General features: G+C 70.1%; 19 protein-coding genes. 9 read left to right on the top strand and 10 right to left on the bottom strand.

From position 1 onward, the window contains the following. Nucleotides 1–248: 248 nt before the first annotated feature. Nucleotides 249–578, bottom strand: a complete 330-nt coding sequence (locus V7Q42_RS07660; protein WP_333823344.1) for a phasin family protein — start codon at nt 576–578, stop codon at nt 249–251. Nucleotides 579–931: 353 nt separating this feature from the next. On the opposite strand from V7Q42_RS07660, the gene V7Q42_RS07665 reads away from it, so the two are divergent. Next, entirely contained in the window at nt 932–2674 is a 1743-nt protein-coding gene (locus tag V7Q42_RS07665) for a D-alanyl-D-alanine carboxypeptidase (RefSeq protein WP_333823345.1), read from the top strand. Here V7Q42_RS07665 and V7Q42_RS07670 read toward each other — a convergent pair. Both V7Q42_RS07670 and V7Q42_RS07675 read right to left on the bottom strand, forming a co-directional pair. Further along, nucleotides 2668–3438 carry a DnaJ domain-containing protein gene (locus V7Q42_RS07670; RefSeq protein ID WP_333823346.1) on the bottom strand — a complete coding sequence of 257 codons (771 nt, stop codon included), beginning with the start codon at nt 3436–3438 and terminating at the stop codon, nt 2668–2670. The genes V7Q42_RS07665 and V7Q42_RS07670 overlap by 7 nt on opposite strands. 10 nt (nt 3439–3448) lie before the next feature. After that, on the bottom strand, nt 3449–4189 hold the full coding sequence (locus V7Q42_RS07675) for a VWA domain-containing protein (protein WP_333823347.1): 741 nt from the start codon (nt 4187–4189) through the stop codon (nt 3449–3451). A gap of 252 nt (nt 4190–4441) precedes the next feature. Here V7Q42_RS07675 and panC point away from each other — a divergent pair, with 252 nt between their 5' ends. Together panC and V7Q42_RS07685 are read left to right on the top strand one after the other, a co-directional pair. Then, on the top strand, nt 4442–5323 hold the full coding sequence (panC, locus tag V7Q42_RS07680; RefSeq protein WP_333823348.1) for a pantoate--beta-alanine ligase: 882 nt from the start codon (nt 4442–4444) through the stop codon (nt 5321–5323). 38 nt (nt 5324–5361) lie between these two features. Then, nucleotides 5362–5631, top strand: a complete 270-nt coding sequence (locus V7Q42_RS07685) for a 4a-hydroxytetrahydrobiopterin dehydratase (protein WP_333823349.1) — start codon at nt 5362–5364, stop codon at nt 5629–5631. A 10-nt stretch (nt 5632–5641) separates the two neighbouring features. On the opposite strand, the gene V7Q42_RS07690 is transcribed toward V7Q42_RS07685, so the two are convergent. Together V7Q42_RS07690 and V7Q42_RS07695 are read right to left on the bottom strand one after the other, a co-directional pair. Beyond that, on the bottom strand, nt 5642–5959 hold the full coding sequence (locus tag V7Q42_RS07690) for a hypothetical protein (protein ID WP_333823350.1): 318 nt from the start codon (nt 5957–5959) through the stop codon (nt 5642–5644). 85 nt (nt 5960–6044) lie between these two features. Then, a complete protein-coding gene (locus tag V7Q42_RS07695; protein WP_333823351.1) occupies nt 6045–6950 on the bottom strand; it encodes a cell envelope integrity EipB family protein in 906 nt (301 codons plus the stop codon). Between the two features lie 230 nt (nt 6951–7180). On the opposite strand from V7Q42_RS07695, the gene V7Q42_RS07700 reads away from it, so the two are divergent. From V7Q42_RS07700 to V7Q42_RS07725, 6 genes are all read left to right on the top strand, one after another. After that, complete coding sequence (locus tag V7Q42_RS07700) at nt 7181–7642, top strand: RidA family protein (protein ID WP_333823352.1); 462 nt, start codon at nt 7181–7183, stop codon at nt 7640–7642. A gap of 15 nt (nt 7643–7657) precedes the next feature. Continuing rightward, nucleotides 7658–8428: a glycerophosphodiester phosphodiesterase family protein gene (locus V7Q42_RS07705; RefSeq protein ID WP_333823353.1), complete on the top strand. Its 771-nt coding sequence runs from the start codon at nt 7658–7660 to the stop codon at nt 8426–8428. Between the two features lie 225 nt (nt 8429–8653). Further along, nucleotides 8654–8962 (top strand): hypothetical protein, encoded by a 309-nt coding sequence (locus V7Q42_RS07710; RefSeq protein WP_333823354.1) that lies wholly within the window; start codon nt 8654–8656, stop codon nt 8960–8962. Nucleotides 8963–9125: 163 nt separating this feature from the next. Then, nucleotides 9126–10319, top strand: coding sequence for a GNAT family N-acetyltransferase (locus tag V7Q42_RS07715; protein WP_333823355.1), 1194 nt, complete (start codon nt 9126–9128; stop codon nt 10317–10319). Nucleotides 10320–10408: 89 nt separating this feature from the next. Then, entirely contained in the window at nt 10409–10834 is a 426-nt protein-coding gene (locus tag V7Q42_RS07720; RefSeq protein WP_333823356.1) for an HIT family protein, read from the top strand. Nucleotides 10835–10868: 34 nt separating this feature from the next. Further along, the gene (locus tag V7Q42_RS07725; protein WP_333823418.1) at nt 10869–11120 is read left to right on the top strand and encodes a GlsB/YeaQ/YmgE family stress response membrane protein; all 252 of its coding nucleotides are present in this window, start codon (nt 10869–10871) and stop codon (nt 11118–11120) included. A 20-nt stretch (nt 11121–11140) separates the two neighbouring features. On the opposite strand, the gene V7Q42_RS07730 is transcribed toward V7Q42_RS07725, so the two are convergent. The 5 genes from V7Q42_RS07730 to queA all read right to left on the bottom strand — a co-directional run bounded on the left by V7Q42_RS07730 (nt 11141) and on the right by queA (nt 15449). Further along, entirely contained in the window at nt 11141–11500 is a 360-nt protein-coding gene (locus V7Q42_RS07730) for an AzlD domain-containing protein (protein ID WP_333823357.1), read from the bottom strand. Beyond that, nucleotides 11497–12297, bottom strand: a complete 801-nt coding sequence (locus V7Q42_RS07735; protein WP_333823359.1) for an AzlC family ABC transporter permease — start codon at nt 12295–12297, stop codon at nt 11497–11499. The genes V7Q42_RS07730 and V7Q42_RS07735 overlap by 4 nt, the downstream gene beginning before the upstream one ends. Nucleotides 12298–12515: 218 nt before the next feature. Beyond that, on the bottom strand, nt 12516–12902 hold the full coding sequence (locus tag V7Q42_RS07740) for a VOC family protein (protein WP_333823360.1): 387 nt from the start codon (nt 12900–12902) through the stop codon (nt 12516–12518). Between the two features lie 319 nt (nt 12903–13221). After that, the gene (gene tgt / locus V7Q42_RS07745) at nt 13222–14370 is read right to left on the bottom strand and encodes a tRNA guanosine(34) transglycosylase Tgt (protein WP_333823362.1); all 1149 of its coding nucleotides are present in this window, start codon (nt 14368–14370) and stop codon (nt 13222–13224) included. Then, on the bottom strand, nt 14367–15449 hold the full coding sequence (gene queA, locus V7Q42_RS07750; RefSeq protein ID WP_333823363.1) for a tRNA preQ1(34) S-adenosylmethionine ribosyltransferase-isomerase QueA: 1083 nt from the start codon (nt 15447–15449) through the stop codon (nt 14367–14369). The genes tgt and queA overlap by 4 nt, the downstream gene beginning before the upstream one ends. Nucleotides 15450–15867: the final 418 nt, after the last annotated feature.

The raw sequence follows: 15867 nt of genomic DNA on the forward strand, positions 1-15867 counted from the left end.
ACGAGGCCGCAGCTCGCGCTTCGACCGTCGCCCACACCCGAAGCATATGGGGTGCTTCGCCGAACATTGTAGGGCATCGCCGGCCGCCCGCAACGGCGTCCCCCCGCCGATCACGGCCGTCCGTCGTTCCCCTGCTCGCCCGTCTCGCCGGATCGTGAACGACGAAAGGCCCGGTCGTCGCCGACCGGGCCTTCGCAGAAACGGACGTCACGGGCGCCGGGGTCGAGGACCCCGCACCCGTCGTCGGATCACTTCGCCTTGGGAACCAGAGCCTCGAACGGCTTGGCCATCTCCTTGGCGAGGTCGACGTAGAGCTCGCCGACCTTGGTCGACTGAGCGACGAAGCCCTCGTAGGACTTCTTGGCGTAGTCGGACTGGATCTCGACGACCTTGTCGAGCGACTTGGCGCCGGCGAGCTGCTCGAGCGCGGCCGAGCCTTCCTCGAAGGACTTCTTGGAATAGTCGCCGATCTCCGCGGCGATGGTCTGCAGACCCTTCGACAGGGTGCCGAACACCTTCTGAGCGTTGTCGGCGTTGTCCTTGGCGAACTTCTGGAAGTCTTCGACGGAAGCGATCATCTCGGGGCCATCCTCGTTGTCGTGGCGTTCGCCGCCGAACGCCGGCTGTGGATCTCGCGCCGGATTGCGTGTCCGGCTGATGCTGCGCTGCAATATGTCAATCTCCCGCACTGCCGTCAAGAATTTTTTTGCAGTGCAACATCATCACGATTCATCCCTCGGGATTTACCGATCCTCAACCTCGTCGGTCGCATTCTGATCGTTGTGGACGGCACGCCACACTCCCTCTTTCCGCCTCCCGCCACCCGAGGTGGCGGAAACGGAGGGAGAAGCGCCTCGAGGGGCAGTGGCGAGCCGTCGGGACATCGAGTTGTTCGCCCATGATGGCGAACGGCGGCGTCGAGGATGTGACAGTGCAGTATTCGCGTACCTCTGGTCGGGGCCGCCTGATCTGGTCGGTTCTGGTGGCTCTGGTCGTCTGCGTCGTCGGTGTGACGAGCGCCGAGGCCGGCAAGCGCAAGAAGCGCGGTGTCCACAACCGCGTGAAGGTGCATCGGGTCGTCCGCTCCGAGGACCTCACCGGCTCGTCGCGCTATGCCGCCATCGTCATCGACGACAAGACCGGCCGGATCCTCTACGCCAAGAACGCCGACGCGCCGCGCCATCCCGCTTCGCTCACCAAGATGATGACGCTCTACCTGCTGTTCGAGGACATGCAGAAGCGCAAGGTGAGCCTGTCCACCCGTTTCACCGCCTCGGCCAAGGCCTCCGCCCAGGCGCCGTCCAAGCTCGGCCTGCGCCCCGGCCAGACGATCGCCGTGGAAGACGCCATCCGCGCGCTGGTCACCAAGTCGGCCAACGACGTCGCCGTCACCGTCGCCGAGAACCTCGGCGGCACCGAACAGGCCTTCGCCCGCCGCATGACCGCCACGGCGCGCCGCATCGGCATGCGCGGCACCACCTTCTACAACGCCTCGGGCCTGCCCAACGACGCCCAGTACACCACCGCCCGCGACATGGTGATCCTCGGCCGCGCCCTCCAGGAGCGCTTCCCGGTCCAGTATCGCTATTTCGCCACCCGCAGCTTCACCTGGGGCAGCTCGGTCCACGGCAACCACAACAAGCTGCTTTATCGCCTCGACGGTATCGACGGCATCAAGACCGGCTACACCAACGCCTCCGGCTTCAATCTCGTCTCGTCGATCCGCCGCGACGGTCGCCATCTCGTCGCCGCCGTCATGGGCGGCTCGTCCGGCCGGGCGCGCGACGACCACATGGCGTCGCTGCTCGCCGGCTATCTGCCCCGCGCCTCGACCGGCGGAAAGGTCTCCTCGGTCTTCGCCGAGAACGGCATCCGTACCGCCTCCGCCGCCGACGACGATGACGACGAAGCGGCGCTGCCGACGCCGGCGCCGTCCCGCGTCGCCGCCCTGCCCGTCTCCGCTCCGTCTCGCGCCACCGACTCGTCGGACGAGGGAAGCGCCGAAGAGACCGCCGCTCCGATGGCGCTGATGGCCGTGACGCCGGCTCCGGCCCCCGCCCCGGCGCCCGTCGCGCCACATCGCCCGCGCATCGCCTCCTCCGACATCGTGCCGATCGCCCAGCCCGAACACGTCGGCCGCACTTCGGCCGATCACGGCGCCGCCGTGGCGATGGCGCGCGCCATTCTCCTGCCGAGGACCGGCCAGCCGATCCCCGAGGCGGTCACGCCGCCGCCCCGTCCGGTCGTCGTCGCCGCCGCCGCGCCGCGGTCGACCCCGGTCGCCGAGCCGGCGCCACCCCCGCCTCCGCCACCGTCTCTCGCCGCGGCGACGATCTCGTCGCGCGACATCGCGGCGGCGACCACCGGCGCCCTGCCGCGCCACAAGGCGGAGCCGGCCCCGGTGCCGTCACCGAAGATCGCCCAGCATCAGGGTTGGGTGGTCCAGATCGGCGCCTACGACAACGAGAAGGCGGCCCGCGCCGCCCTCGACAAGGCCAGAGGCAAGGGTGGATCCGCCCTCGCCCGCACCGAAGCCTTCACCGAGCCGACCCATACGGGCTCGGGACGAGTGTGGCGTGCCCGGTTCGCCGGTTTCGCCGACCAGAAGCGCGCCGAGACCGCCTGCAAGGCCCTCAAGCGCAAAGACTTCGCCTGTTTGGCTCTGCGTCAGTGATTGGAGCGCGTCCCATGTTTGCCGACGAGTCTGTCCTTGGCTTCGTTGATCTTCGCGGTGAGGAAGGTCGAGCCCCCCATGTCGGGATGCACCGCCTTCACGAGTCGTCGATGCGCTTCTCGGACGTCGGCCTCGGACGCGCCTGGGCGAAGGCCGAGAATCTGGTAGGCCTCCTCGTCGGTCATCGCGCCCGGGCGCGCCGCGCCGCGTTGCCGCGCTGCAGGGTCTTCCTGAGCGTGCTGGCGCCAGACGGGCGCCCGGCGGTCGAGGTACGCCTCCAGCAGTGAGCGGCTCTCCGGATCCGCTCCGATCTCCCGCCACAGCGCCAAGAGGTCGTCCACCGACAATCGCGCCAGATCGTGACCCTCGTACCGCCCGGCCAGGACGCGGCCGGAGAGCGTTCCGGTATCGTGATCGAGTTCCATTTCGAGCGCCGCCGAACGCACCGTCGAGCGCCGCCCCTTGGCCGAGGCGCCCGACCCGCCGAAGGCGGAGAGGATCGCGCCCCAGGGCCCGAGGAACGGCTTGACGAGACGGGCGTAGTTACCGGCGGTCGGACCGGCGAGCATCAGCGCGAAGACGAAGAGCGGCGCCGCCACGACGAATCGCCCGGTCGCCGCCATGGCGACCGCCAGCGCCATCAGCGCCGCCGCCCCGGCCCGCTTCACCGTCACCGCCAGTTTCGCCGGATTGGCCGAGACGAAGCCCTGCATCAGGACCAGCACGCCGACCATCACGGCGATGCCGAGAAACACCGAATTCATCGCTCGCCTCTCACCCTCCCATGCGCCCGAGGAGCAGGCGCGCGCCCTCGCCGTCCGGCCGCTCCGAGAGGCGCAACAGCGCATCGCGCCCGCCCGCGGCATAGGCCGCGACCGCCCTCAGCAGATCGCCGAGCCGGTCGGCCGAGCCCTCGTCGAAGGGAACATGGGCGCCCTTGGTCAATCTGGCAATCTCGGCGAAGACCGGGGCCACCCGGTGATCGTGCCCCTCCTGGAACATGAAACAGGCGATGCCGGTCATGGCGGCACGCGCCGCGAGGTCGGCGAGATCGCCGGCCTCCTCCTCGCAGGCGTCGCCGACGAAGGCGAGCGCCGCGACCGGCCGCTCGCGCGCCTCCGCCGCGACGTGGGCGAGCACCCGGCCGATCTGCGTCGACCCGGCCCGGCAGTCGATACCGCCCATGACGCGGGAGAGATCGGCGGCGTCGGCGAACCAGCGGCTGGCGCGGCATTCGTCGTGCCCGCGATAATAGACGAGTTGCACCTCGAGCCCGCCGATCCGCGCCGCCTCGTCGAACATCGCCGCCTGCAACACCGCCGCCCGCTCCCAGGTCGGCCGGCGGCTCATGGTGGCGTCGAGGGCGAAGATCAGCCGGCCGCCGGCGGTCCGCCGCGCCTTGCGCTTCGTCTCGGCGAGAAACCGCGCGATCTCGTCGCCGCTCGACCGGTCGGCCGGCGCCGTCGCGCCGGCGCGATCGAGTTCGCCTCGGTCCTTCGGTTCGTCCGCGATCATGGCCCTTCCGTCCGTTCGGAGCGCCCGTGACGCCCCCGTCTCCCGATAGCATTTCGTCGCGGGCCCGCCCATCCCTCGCCCGCGACGGCGACGCTGCCGGTCCCGGTTCGCCCTCGCTTCGCCTTTCTCATGGCTCTAAATCGATCAGAATGGACTGGCGCGGAAGGGCCGTTTCTGGCATTGTCCCGCACCGCAACATGGATCGCGACGCGGGCTGTGGATCTCGTGATGTCGCGACGACGGGAGATCGGCATGATCGAGGCGATGCGTGGTGTCGGTTCGCAAGTCGGGCGTCGGCCGGTGATCGTGCGCACCGTCGCCGATCTTCGCGCCCGCATCTCCGCATGGCGGCAGGCCGGCGAGACCGTCGCCATGGTGCCGACCATGGGCGCCCTGCACGCCGGCCACCTGTCGCTGGTCGAAGAAGGCTTCCGCCGCGCCACCCACGTGGTGGTGTCGATCTTCGTCAATCCGACCCAGTTCGCCCCGCACGAGGACTTCCAGACCTATCCGCGCACCGAAGTCTCCGACGTGGAGAAACTCACCGGTCTCGGCACCGATCTCGTCTTCGCTCCCAACGCGCTCGAGATGTATCCGCTCGGCTCGGTCACCCGGGTCGAGGTCGCCGGTCCCGCCCTCGGGCTCGAGACCGACTTCCGCCCCCATTTCTTCGCCGGCGTCGCCACCGTCGTCGCCAAGCTTTTGATCGCCTGCGGCCCCGACGTGGCGATCTTCGGCGAGAAGGACTACCAGCAGCTCGCCGTGGTGCGGCAGATGGTGCGTGACCTGATGATCCCGGTGGAGATCGTCGGCGGCGCCACGGTGCGCGAGGCGGACGGCCTCGCCATGTCGTCGCGCAACGCCTACCTCTCGCCCGAGGAGCGCGCCGTCGCGCCGCGTCTCGCCGAGGAGATGCGCAAGGTCGCCGCCACGGTCCGCGCCGGGGGCGACGCCGCCGCCGCACTCGCCGCCGCGAAGGACACGCTCCTCGCCGCCGGTTTCCGTCAGGTCGACTATCTCGAGATCCGCAACGCCGTGACGCTCGCCACGCCGAGCGAGCCGGGCGAACCCTTGCGCCTCCTCGCCGCCCTGTGGCTCGGCAAGACGCGGCTGATCGACAACATCGCGGTGTGATCGCTCCGGTCCTGCCGCCGCCGTCCGGAGGTCCACGCATGACCGACCCGTTGCCGGAAGGCTGGAGCGGCGACGCGAGCCGCATCCGCCGGACCTATCGCTTCGCCTCGTTCCCGGCGGCCATCGCCTTCATGGTCGAGGTGGCCTTCCGCTGCGAGGCGACGAACCATCATCCCGAATGGAAGAACGTCCACGGCCGGGTCGAGGTGGACCTCACCACCCACGGTGCCGGCGGCGTGACGGCGAAGGATCTCGACCTCGCCGCCCACATGAACGCCGTCTTCGCGCGGATCGCGGCGGACGGCTGAGGCACCCGCCTCAGGGGCGCATCTTGCCTTTTCCCGTCGTCACGTCGGCGGCGACGTAGCCGCCGACGGCGATGGTGGTGTCGCCGTAGCGATAGAGTTTCCTGCCGTCGGCGCTCGTCACCTCGTCCGCCTTGCGATCGTTGGTCGGCGCGTTCTTCGTCGACTTCACCGGCTTCGCCGGAGCGGCGGCGCAGGCGCGCGGTGCGCCGAAGGCCGGATTGTTGGCGGAGAGCTTCGCCGGACACGGCTCCGCCGCGGCCGACGGCAGGGCCGAGGCGGCGAAGAGCGCCGCGGCGGCACCGGCGACGACGAACGATACGACCTTCATCGACCTCTCCCGATCCGGATGGAACCGGACACCCTTGCACTCCGAACCCGGCGATTTCGAGGACGCCGCCCGACGTCCGCGCGCCTCACTTGCACTCGCCCGCCGGCAGCGCCTCGAGGCTCGACAGGCGTCCGCCGATGGCGAAATCGCCGTAGTCGAGGCGCAGCTGCCGCGACACGCCGTTCTCGTAGAGCAGGAAGCCGAGCTGATAGTCCGGCAGGACGTCGCCTTGCGGCTTGCTGCGATCGAAATAGGAGATCTCGACCGGCCAGCGCCGCTTGCCCTCGGTCAGCGCCGCATCGGCCGCCGGTTCGCCCGCCGTGTCGTCGGCGCCGCTCTGTTCGCGGCCGATCACCACCGTGGTGCGGAACACCTTGCGGCCGCCGTCGGAACCGTCGAAGAGATCGATCTCGGCGAGCGACCGCCCGGCCTTCGCCGCCTCCAGGAGGTCGACCATGTGCTCGGTCGGGAACCGCACCTCGGCCGGCAGATCGATCGGCTTGCCGTCGCCGCCGGCGAGCGTCACCCGCGTCGCCGCGCCGTCGTGACGCGCGATCCCTTTGGTGTCCTCGATGGTCCGGCCGTCGACGAGGTTCTGATTGACGAAGTCGAAGCTCTTGCCGGCGCCGTCCTCGAAGGAGGTGGTGCGCATGTCGGTGACCCGCGCCCGCCCGTCGTTGTTGGTCAGCCGCGTCACCAGCCGGAACCGCGACGAGAAACCGTCGCAGGTGTTGCCGGAGAATTCGTAGACCAGCCGGCCCGACACCTCGAGCACATCGGCTCGGTCGTTGCGCCGGGCGAGCGTCATCTCGTAGACGGCCCGATGAGCCGCGAAGCCGCGAAGCGTGTCGCCCGGACCGGCGACGGCCGGCGCCGCTGCGGCGAGGATCGCGGCGAGCGCCAGCGCCGCGCCGACCGGCGCGACCTGCGTCACGGCCGTCCCGAAGGGGGCGGCAGGTGTCGTCGACGAGAACAGGAACCGCAGGGACATCCGATCCGTCATTCGCAACCTCGTTCGCGGGGAGCGCACCGCGCCTTCTCCGCACGCCTTCCGAACACGCCCACTCTTGGACCGGTTCGTCGGCGATTTCAATCGACGACGCGCCCGCGACGCCCTGCTCCGCGACGCGATCGATTGCCGCCGTCGCGGATTTCGGACATGAAGGGGCACCCCGCCGCGCCGTTTCGCCGCTCGGCGACCTCGCCTTCGGAGCCGACCCCATGAGCACCATCGAAGCCCGCCTCGCCGAACTCGGCATCACCCTGCCGACGCCGACCGCCCCGCTCGCCAACTACGTCCCCTTCGTCCGCTCCGGCAACCTCGTCTTCGTCTCCGGCCAGATCCCGGTCGGCCCGAACGGCATCGAGTACGTCGGCAAGCTCGGGCTCGATGCCGATCTCGACACCGGCCGCGCCGCCGCCCGCCTCTGCGCCATCAATCTGATCGCCCAGGTCAAGGCGGCGATCGGCGACCTCGAGAAGCTCGTCCGGGTGGTCAAGCTCACCGGCTTCGTCAACGCCACCGGCGACTTCACCGACCACCCGAAGGTGATCAACGGCGCCTCCGATCTGATGGTCGAGGTCTTCGGCGACCGCGGCCGCCATTCGCGCTCCGCGCTCGGCGCCGCCGGCCTGCCCTTCGGCGTCGCCGCCGAGGTCGAAGGCATCTTCGAAGTCGCCTGACGGACGAGGTCGACCGTGGACATCTCCTGGCTCACCGCCCGCCCGATCGCCCATCGCGGCCTGCACGACGCCGCCGCCGGCGTCATCGAGAACACTCTCGGCGCGGCGAGCCGCGCGGTGGAGAAGCGCTACAACATCGAGGTCGACCTGCTGCTCTCCGCCGACGAGGAGATCGTCGTCTTCCACGACGACACCCTCGACCGGCTGACCACCGCGACCGGCAGGGTCGACCGCCGCACCATGGCGGAGCTGCGCGACATCCCCATCAAGGGCACCTCCGACCGCATCCCGACCCTCGACGATCTCCTGCGGACCGTCGACGGCCGGGTCGGCCTCTGCCTCGAACTGAAGAGCGAGTTCCCCCGCCGCCCCGACGACCGGCTGGTCGCCCGCGTCGCCGAGAAGCTCGCCGCCTATCGCGGCCCGGTCGTCACCAAGTCCTTCGACCCGGAGGTGGTGGCGGCGGCGAACCGGATCATGCCCGGGATCGCCCACGGCATCGTCGCCGACAGCGCCACCAATCTCGAATACTACGCCCGCTTCACCCGCATCGAGCGCTTCGCCCTGCGCCACCTGCTGCACGCCCCGCGCACCCGGCCGAAGTTCGTTTCCTATTGCGTCAGGGACCTCCCCGCCCCCGGCCCCTGGGTGGCGCGCAAGCTCTTCGGCCTGCCGGTCATCAGCTGGACGGTGAAGAGCGAAGAGGCCCGCCGCCGGGTCCTCGCCCATGCCGATCAGATCGTCTTCGAAGGCTTCGACCCCGACACGACCGGCGCCACGAACTGACCGCCCCGCCCCCGGCGATCCGCGTCGCGCGGCGGAAAAGGTCACTCTTTCTTCACCCTGACGGGGGGATCGTGAACCCCGATCGGAGACGTCGTTCGGCTCGCCATGTTTTCGTCTCGAACGGCGGGTGAACTGACGTCTCGATGTTCGGCGAGGAATCGCCGGTTCGAGTTCCCCTACGGGTCGCTCCCGGGCGTCGCGCCCGGACCTAGAGGTGAGAAGATCATGTTCGTCAGGAAGTTCGCCCTCGCGGCCGCCACGGTCGCCGTCCTCGCCGCCTCCACCGTCGCCACGACCGCTCCGGCGCGCGCCGGCGATCCGGGTGCGGCATTCGCGGCCGGCGCCGCCGGCCTCGTCGGGGGCCTCATCCTCGGCAACGCGCTGAGCCAGCCGCAGCCGGAGGAGACCTATGTCGTCCGCCGCCGCCCGGTGCGCGTCTACGAGGAGGAAGAAGTCGTCGTGCCGCGTCGCTGCTGGCGCGAGGTCTGGTACGACAGCTGGGGCGATCGCCACACGCGCCGTATCTGCCGCTGAGCGGCTCGACCACCTTTCGCATCGCCCCATGAGACCGGCCCTCCCCCGAGCGGCCGGTCTTCTCGTCTCCGGCACGTCCGATCGCCGCCCGCCGGCGGCATCGGGGCTGGCGAACACCGCCCGCTCCCCTATCCTCCCCTACGAAACGACGGAGAGACGCGGCATGGACGATCGGCGCGGGGACGGCGAAGAGGTGGCGATCCGCGTCGTCGCCGGTGCCGACGAGATCGATCGCACCGACTGGGACCGCTGCGCCGCCGGCGATGCCGACCGACCCGATCCGCTTCTCTCCCACGACTTCTTCACCGCGCTGGAAGCTTCCGGCTCCGCCGCACCCGAGACCGGCTGGCATCCGCGCCATCTGGCGATCGACGGCGCCGACGGGCGGCCGATCGCCGTCGTCCCGGCCTATGTGAAGACCCACAGCCAGGGCGAATACGTCTTCGACCACGCCTGGGCGCGCGCCTACGAACACGCCGGTGGGCGCTATTATCCGAAGCTCCAGGTCTCCGTGCCGTTCAACCCGGTGACCGGCCCGCGCCTGCTCGTCGGCCGCGGCGAGGCAGACGCCCTCGCCGGCCGCCGCCGCATGTTGATCGCCGGGCTGGAAGCGCTGACCGAGAATGCCGGCTTCTCCTCCGCCCACGCCACCTTTCTCGGCGAGGCGGACGCGACCGCCTTCGCCGCCGTCGGCTGGTCGGCCCGCGTCGATCGCCAGTACCACTGGCCGAACCGCGGCTATCGCGACTACGACGACTTCCTCTCGACCCTGCTCGGCCGCAAACGCAAGCAGCTCGTCCGCGAGCGTCGCGAGGCGATGGCCGGCGGCGTCGAGATCGACCTGCTCACCGGCTCCGACATCACCGACGCGGACTGGGACGCCTTCTTCGCCTTCTACCAGGACACCGGCGGCCGCAAATGGGGCCGACCCTACCTCACCCGCGACTTCTTCGACCACATCGGCTCGACCATGGCCGACCGCATCCTGCTGGTGATGGCCAAGGCCGACGGCCGCCGCATCGGCGGAGCGCTCAACTTCATCGGCGCGGACGCCCTCTACGGCCGCTGGTGGGGCACGGTCGAGGACCGCCCCTTCCTGCATTTCGAGGTCTGCTACCACCGCGCCATCGACTGGGCGATCGCCCACGGCCTCTCCCGTGTCGAGGCCGGCGCCCAGGGCGAACACAAGCTCGCCCGCGGCTATCTCCCGGTCGAGACGCGCTCGGCCCATCTCGTCCGCGATCCCGGCTTCCGCACCGCCGTCGACCGCTATCTGGGCCAGGAACGCGAGGCCGTCGCCGAGGCCGACGCCGAACTCCTCGCCGGTTCGCCCTACGGCGACCGACCGAAATTCTGAGCATCGCTCCCCCGCGACCCGCACCGCTTGACCCGCCGTCGCCTCCGACCCACAGTCGCGCATCGGCAGAACCGACGAGAGGCCCATCGATGACCATCGCCTACGACGACTCGAACGTCTTCGCCAAGATCCTGCGCGGCGAGATCCCCGCCCACGTGGTCTACGAGGACGAGGCGACGCTCGCCTTCATGGACGTCATGCCCGCGGTCGACGGCCACGTGTTGGTGATCCCCAAGGCCAAGGCGCGCAACATCCTCGATGTTCGCCCCGCCGATCTCGCCGCGGTGGCGGCCACGGTGCAGAAGATGGCGGTCGCCGTGACCACCGCCTTCCTCGCCGACGGCGTCACCATCCAGCAGTTCAACGAGAAGGCCGGCGGCCAGGAGGTCTTCCACCTCCACGTCCATGTCATGCCGCGTCAGATGGCCGATTCGGTCCGCCGCCTGCCGCGGCCCTTCGCCGACCAGAAGGTGCTCGCCGCCCACGCCGAGAAGATCCGCGCCGTCCTCGCCTGAGGGCGCCCGCGTCGAGAGGAGCTTCGCCATGTTGATGGGTTTCGTCGTCTGGATCCTGGTCGGCGCCGTCGCCGGCTGGCTCGCCGGCCTGCTGGTGCGCGGCGGCGGCTTCGGTTTCGTCGCCAACGCGGTGCTCGGCATCGTCGGCGCTGCGGTCGCCGGCTACGTGCTGCCCCGCCTCGGCTTCATCCTCGGCCACGGCCTCGTCGGCGAGGTCATCCGCGCCGCCATCGGTGCGATCATCGTCCTGGTGGTGCTGTCGCTGATTCCCAAGCTGCAGCGCTGATCCGGCGGCGCGTCGCGCCCCTAGAACCCGGCCCACCATCCCACCGCGAAAGCCATCTCGCCGGCGGCGACGCCGACGAAGATGTGCTGCCGCGCCATCTTGAAGGCGGCGAAACCGATCGCCACCGCCGCGACCCGCAGCCCGACGCCGGTCGCCGCCAGATCGCCGGTCGGGAACAGCACCAGCGTGCCGATCACCCCGGCGACAAGCGCCGTCGCCACCGCCCGCACATAGGCGAAGACCGGGCTCTCCTCGGTGAGCCGGCCCGAGAAGGCGACGCCGAGGAAGCGCCACATGTCGTTGGCGAGCCAGCCGGCGGCGAGGATGAACACCCACGGCCACCACCAGCTGTCCAGGGCGTCGAAAGAGAGGCCGCTCATCGTTCGTCGCCTCCGAGATCGGCGGGAAGGTCGCTCGCCGCGGTCGCCTCCCGGCTCGGCGCGCGCCGCCGCTCGAGGGCGCGTCCGAGGAAGAAGGCGATCGTTCCGCCGACGAGACCGGTGATCAGCAGGGTGAATTCCGGCGACAGGTGATGGGCGACCGGCGTCACCGCCATGCCGATCACCAGCGCCATCCGGTCGGTCGGCGCCCGCTCCGCCGCCCGCCACAAGGACAGGATGAAGTAGAGCGGCGTCAGCAGCACCAGTGCTGCGGCGGCCACCGGCGGCAGCGACGCGGCGGCGAGCCAGGAGACCGCCGTCACCCCCATGTTGACGCCGGTCAGCGTCATGCAGAAGCCGAGGAAATAGGGCGCCCGCGCCGGCCGCGGCAGGCCCGGCAGCTTGGTCATGCCGAAGACCCAGGCGGTCACCGCGATGAAATGCGAGATCCAGTAGAGCAGCCACTTCGGCGTCTTCTCGTCGCGCACGATCGGCATCAACGACATCGCCATCGGCATCAGCCGCACCGCCGAGAGCGACACCGCGATCGCCGTCGCCAGGATCGGCGTCCCCGCCTTGATCGCCCCGACCAGCACCACCATCGACGGTAGCGCCCAGATCAGCCCCGACATCGCCACCGCCTGAGCGAGCGTCACGCCGCTCGCATGGGCGAGGCCGCCGAAGCCGGTGAAGGCCGCCATCAGGATGAAGGCCGGCAGCGACACGAAATCGGCCATGCCGGCGGCGAACCAGCGGGCGGCGGAGCGTTCGGGAGGAGTGGCCGGCGAAGCGGTCATGACGAGCGCGCGGGGACGGGAAGAGAGCCGCCCCCTCACCCTCCCCCTCGAGGATGCCGGAGCGTCGCCGGAGCGCGGCGCGAGATCATCGGCCACCGGAATCGATCCGATGGCATTCCTGGCGCGAATTTCTCATACCGCCGATGCATATGAGAAATTCGCACATCTTCGTCGGCCGGATGCGTCGGCGTCCGCGGCCGACGGCATGACGTCGCCCGTCATTCGGGCCGGTGGCAGACCGCCTCGATGTTGTGACCGTCGGGATCGAAGACGAAGGCGCCGTAGTAGTTCGGATGATAGTGCGGGCGCAGCCCCGGTCCGCCGTTGTCGCGCGCGCCTGCGGCGAGCGCCGCCGCATGGAAGGCGGCGACCGCGGCGCGGTTCTCGGCCATGAAGGCGACGTGGAGGACGCCGGTGAGCGGCTCACCGTTGGAGATCCAGAACTGCGGCTTGCCCGGCCGGCCGAAGCCGACGAAACCGGCGCCGCCGGTCACCGACGGATCGAGTTCCATGACGGGGCCGTAGCCGAGCGATGCGAGCACCGTCTCGTAGAAGGCCTTCGAACGGGCGAGATCGCGAACCGGAACGCCGATGTGGTCGAGCACGAGGACATCCTCCGCAGGACGGGAACGGAAGCGGCGAGCCTAGCACGGTCGCCCGCGCCCACCAGCGCCGCCGACGCAGAGCACCGTCGCGGCACGAGACGCCGCCTCTCGGTCCATGTCCCGGGGGCGGCCGATCGCGGAGCGACGGCGGCGCGTCGACGAGGTCGGTGCGCGATGGTTCGAGGCTCGCTACGCTCGCACCTCACCATGAAGCGCCTCCCGAATTGCACGACGATCGAGGCGCTTCATGGTGAGGTGCCCCGCGCGAGCGGGGCCTCGAACCATCGCGCACCACCTGCCGACGACCGAACCGCACCCCTCAAACCGCCTCGATGTCGCCCTTCGCCCAGCCCTCTTCGACCTCGGCCTTGTAGTCGGTGTAGCGCCCCGCCTCGATCGCCGCCCGGGCGCCGGCCATCAGCGACTGGTAGTAGGCGAGGTTCACCCAGGTCAGCAGCATGGCGCCGAGCGCCTCGCCGGTGCGGACGAGGTGATGCAGATAGGCCCGCGACCAGTCGCGCGCCGCCGGGCAGTCGGAGAGTTCATCGAGCGGACGCGGATCGTCGGCGTGGCGGGCGTTCTTGAGGTTCACCCGGCCATGGCGGGTGAAGACCTGACCGTGACGTCCGGCGCGGGTCGGCATGACGCAGTCGAACATGTCGATGCCGCGCGCCACCGCCTCGAGGATGTCGTGCGGCGTGCCGACCCCCATGAGGTAGCGTGGCTTGTCCGCAGGCAACGCCGGGGTGGTCGCCCGGATCACCCGGAGCATCACCTCCTGCGGCTCGCCGACGGCGAGGCCGCCGAGGGCGTAGCCGTGGAAGCCGATGTCGACGAGGCCCTTCGCCGACCTGAGCCGCAGGCCCTCGTCGTCGCCCCCCTGGACGATGCCGAAGATGCCGTGGCCACGCTTGCCGAAGAACGCCGACCTGGAGCGCTCGGCCCAACGCAGCGACAGCTCCATCGCCCGCTCCATTTCCTTGGCGGGAGCGGGAAGCGCGACGCATTCGTCGAGCTGCATCTGGATGTTCGAGCCGAGCAGGCCCTGGATCTCGATCGAGCGCTCCGGCGTCAGCTCGTGTTTCGAGCCGTCGATGTGGGAGCGGAAGGTGACGCCCTTTTCGGTGATCTTCCTCAGCTGCGCCAGCGACATCACCTGGAAGCCGCCGGAATCGGTCAGGATCGGATGCGGCCAGTTCATGAAGCGGTGGAGCCCGCCGAGCTTCGCCACCCGCTCCGCGCCGGGGCGCAGCATCAGGTGATAGGTGTTGCCGAGGATGATGTCCGCCCCGAGCTCGCGCACCTGGGCGGGATACATGCACTTGACCGTCGCCTGGGTGCCGACCGGCATGAAGGCCGGGGTGCGGATCTCGCCGTGCGCCGTCGTCACCGTGCCGCGCCGGGCCACCCCGTCGGTGGTGTGCAGGGTGAAGCCGAATTCGGGGGTGTCGGTGGGGGTCTCGCTCATGGCGCCTCGGGGAAGATGAGCGACGCGTCGCCGTAGGAATAGAAGCGATAGCCGGTCTCGATCGCATGGGCATAGGCCCGTTTCATCCGCTCGAGCCCGGAGAAGGCGGCGACCAGCATGAACAGCGTCGATCGCGGCAGATGGAAGTTGGTCATCAAGGCATCGATCGAGCGGACGCGGCGGCCCGGCGTGATGAAGATGTTCGTCGCCCCGGCGAAGGCGGCGAGCCGCCCGGCCTCGTCGCAGGCACTCTCGAGGATGCGGAGCGACGTGGTGCCGACCGCGACGATCCGCCCGCCGCGGGCGCGCACCGCGTTCAGTCGCTCGGCCGTCTCGGCCGAGAGATGGCCGCTCTCGTAGTGCATGACGTGGTCGGCCGTGTCGTCGACCTTCACCGGCAGGAACGTCCCCGCCCCGACGTGCAGCGTCACGAAATGGCGTTCGATGCCCATCGCGTCGAGCCGCGCCATCATCTCCGGCGTGAAGTGCAGTCCCGCCGTCGGCGCCGCCACCGCGCCCTCCTCGCGGGCGAAGATCGTCTGATAGTCGGTGTCGTCGCGCGCGTCCGCCGCCCGCTTGGCCGAGATGTAGGGCGGCAGCGGCATGTGGCCGACGTCATGGATCGCGGAATCGAGATCGGGGCCGGAGAGATCGAAGGCGAGATCGACGACGCCGTCCTCCCCCTTCGCCGTGACCGTCGCCCACACCTCGCCGAGGAGGCAGGCGCGGCCCTCTTCGCCGAACAGCACCCGGTCGCCGGCCTTCAGCCGCTTGCCCGGCCGGGCGAAGGCCCGCCACCGGTTCGCGCCGGCGCGTTCGACCAGATTGAAGGCGACGGCGACGCGGTTCTCGCCGCGGATGCGGGTGCCGGCGAGTTCGGCCGGGATGACGCGCGTGTCGTTGAACACCAGCGCATCGCCGGGCCGCAGCAAGCTCGGCAGATCGCCGACGGTGGCATCCGTCAGCTCCGGCGCCCCCCCCGGCCGCACCACGAGCAGCCGGGCGCTCTCACGCGGGCTCGCGGGGCGCAGGGCGATACGTTCGGGGGGAAGATCGAAATCGAAGAGGTCGACGCGCATGCGCGTCTCATAGAGCAAGTTCAGGCCGGACTGAACCGGTCGGCGCGAAAAGAACCGACCCGAAGCACGAAACGGAACTTTCGCGGCCCACCCTGCGCGATGCTTCGAGACGCGCCTTCGGCGCTCCTCGGGACGAGACGTCCGAGATTGCCATGGAGAAATACGGCGCCTCATGCCGAGGAGACTCCCGAAGGGCGTCGTCTCGAAGCATCGCGCACGGAAACAACCGAACCGGGTCTGAAGGTCTCGCACGAAAGATCGACGAACCGCGGCGGAGCGTCCCGACGTCCGTCGAACCGACCGGGAACCCCTGCGGTCGCGCGCCATACCCGTCGTACGAAGTTCCGCCCCTCTGGGAGGCGTTTCTGTTTCGAAGGTCGGTGCTCCGCCGTCCCCTCCCTCCTTGTGGGGGAGGGAC

This window comes from Pinisolibacter sp. (assembly GCF_036782435.1).
GTDB lineage: Bacteria > Pseudomonadota > Alphaproteobacteria > Rhizobiales > Ancalomicrobiaceae > CALBKH01.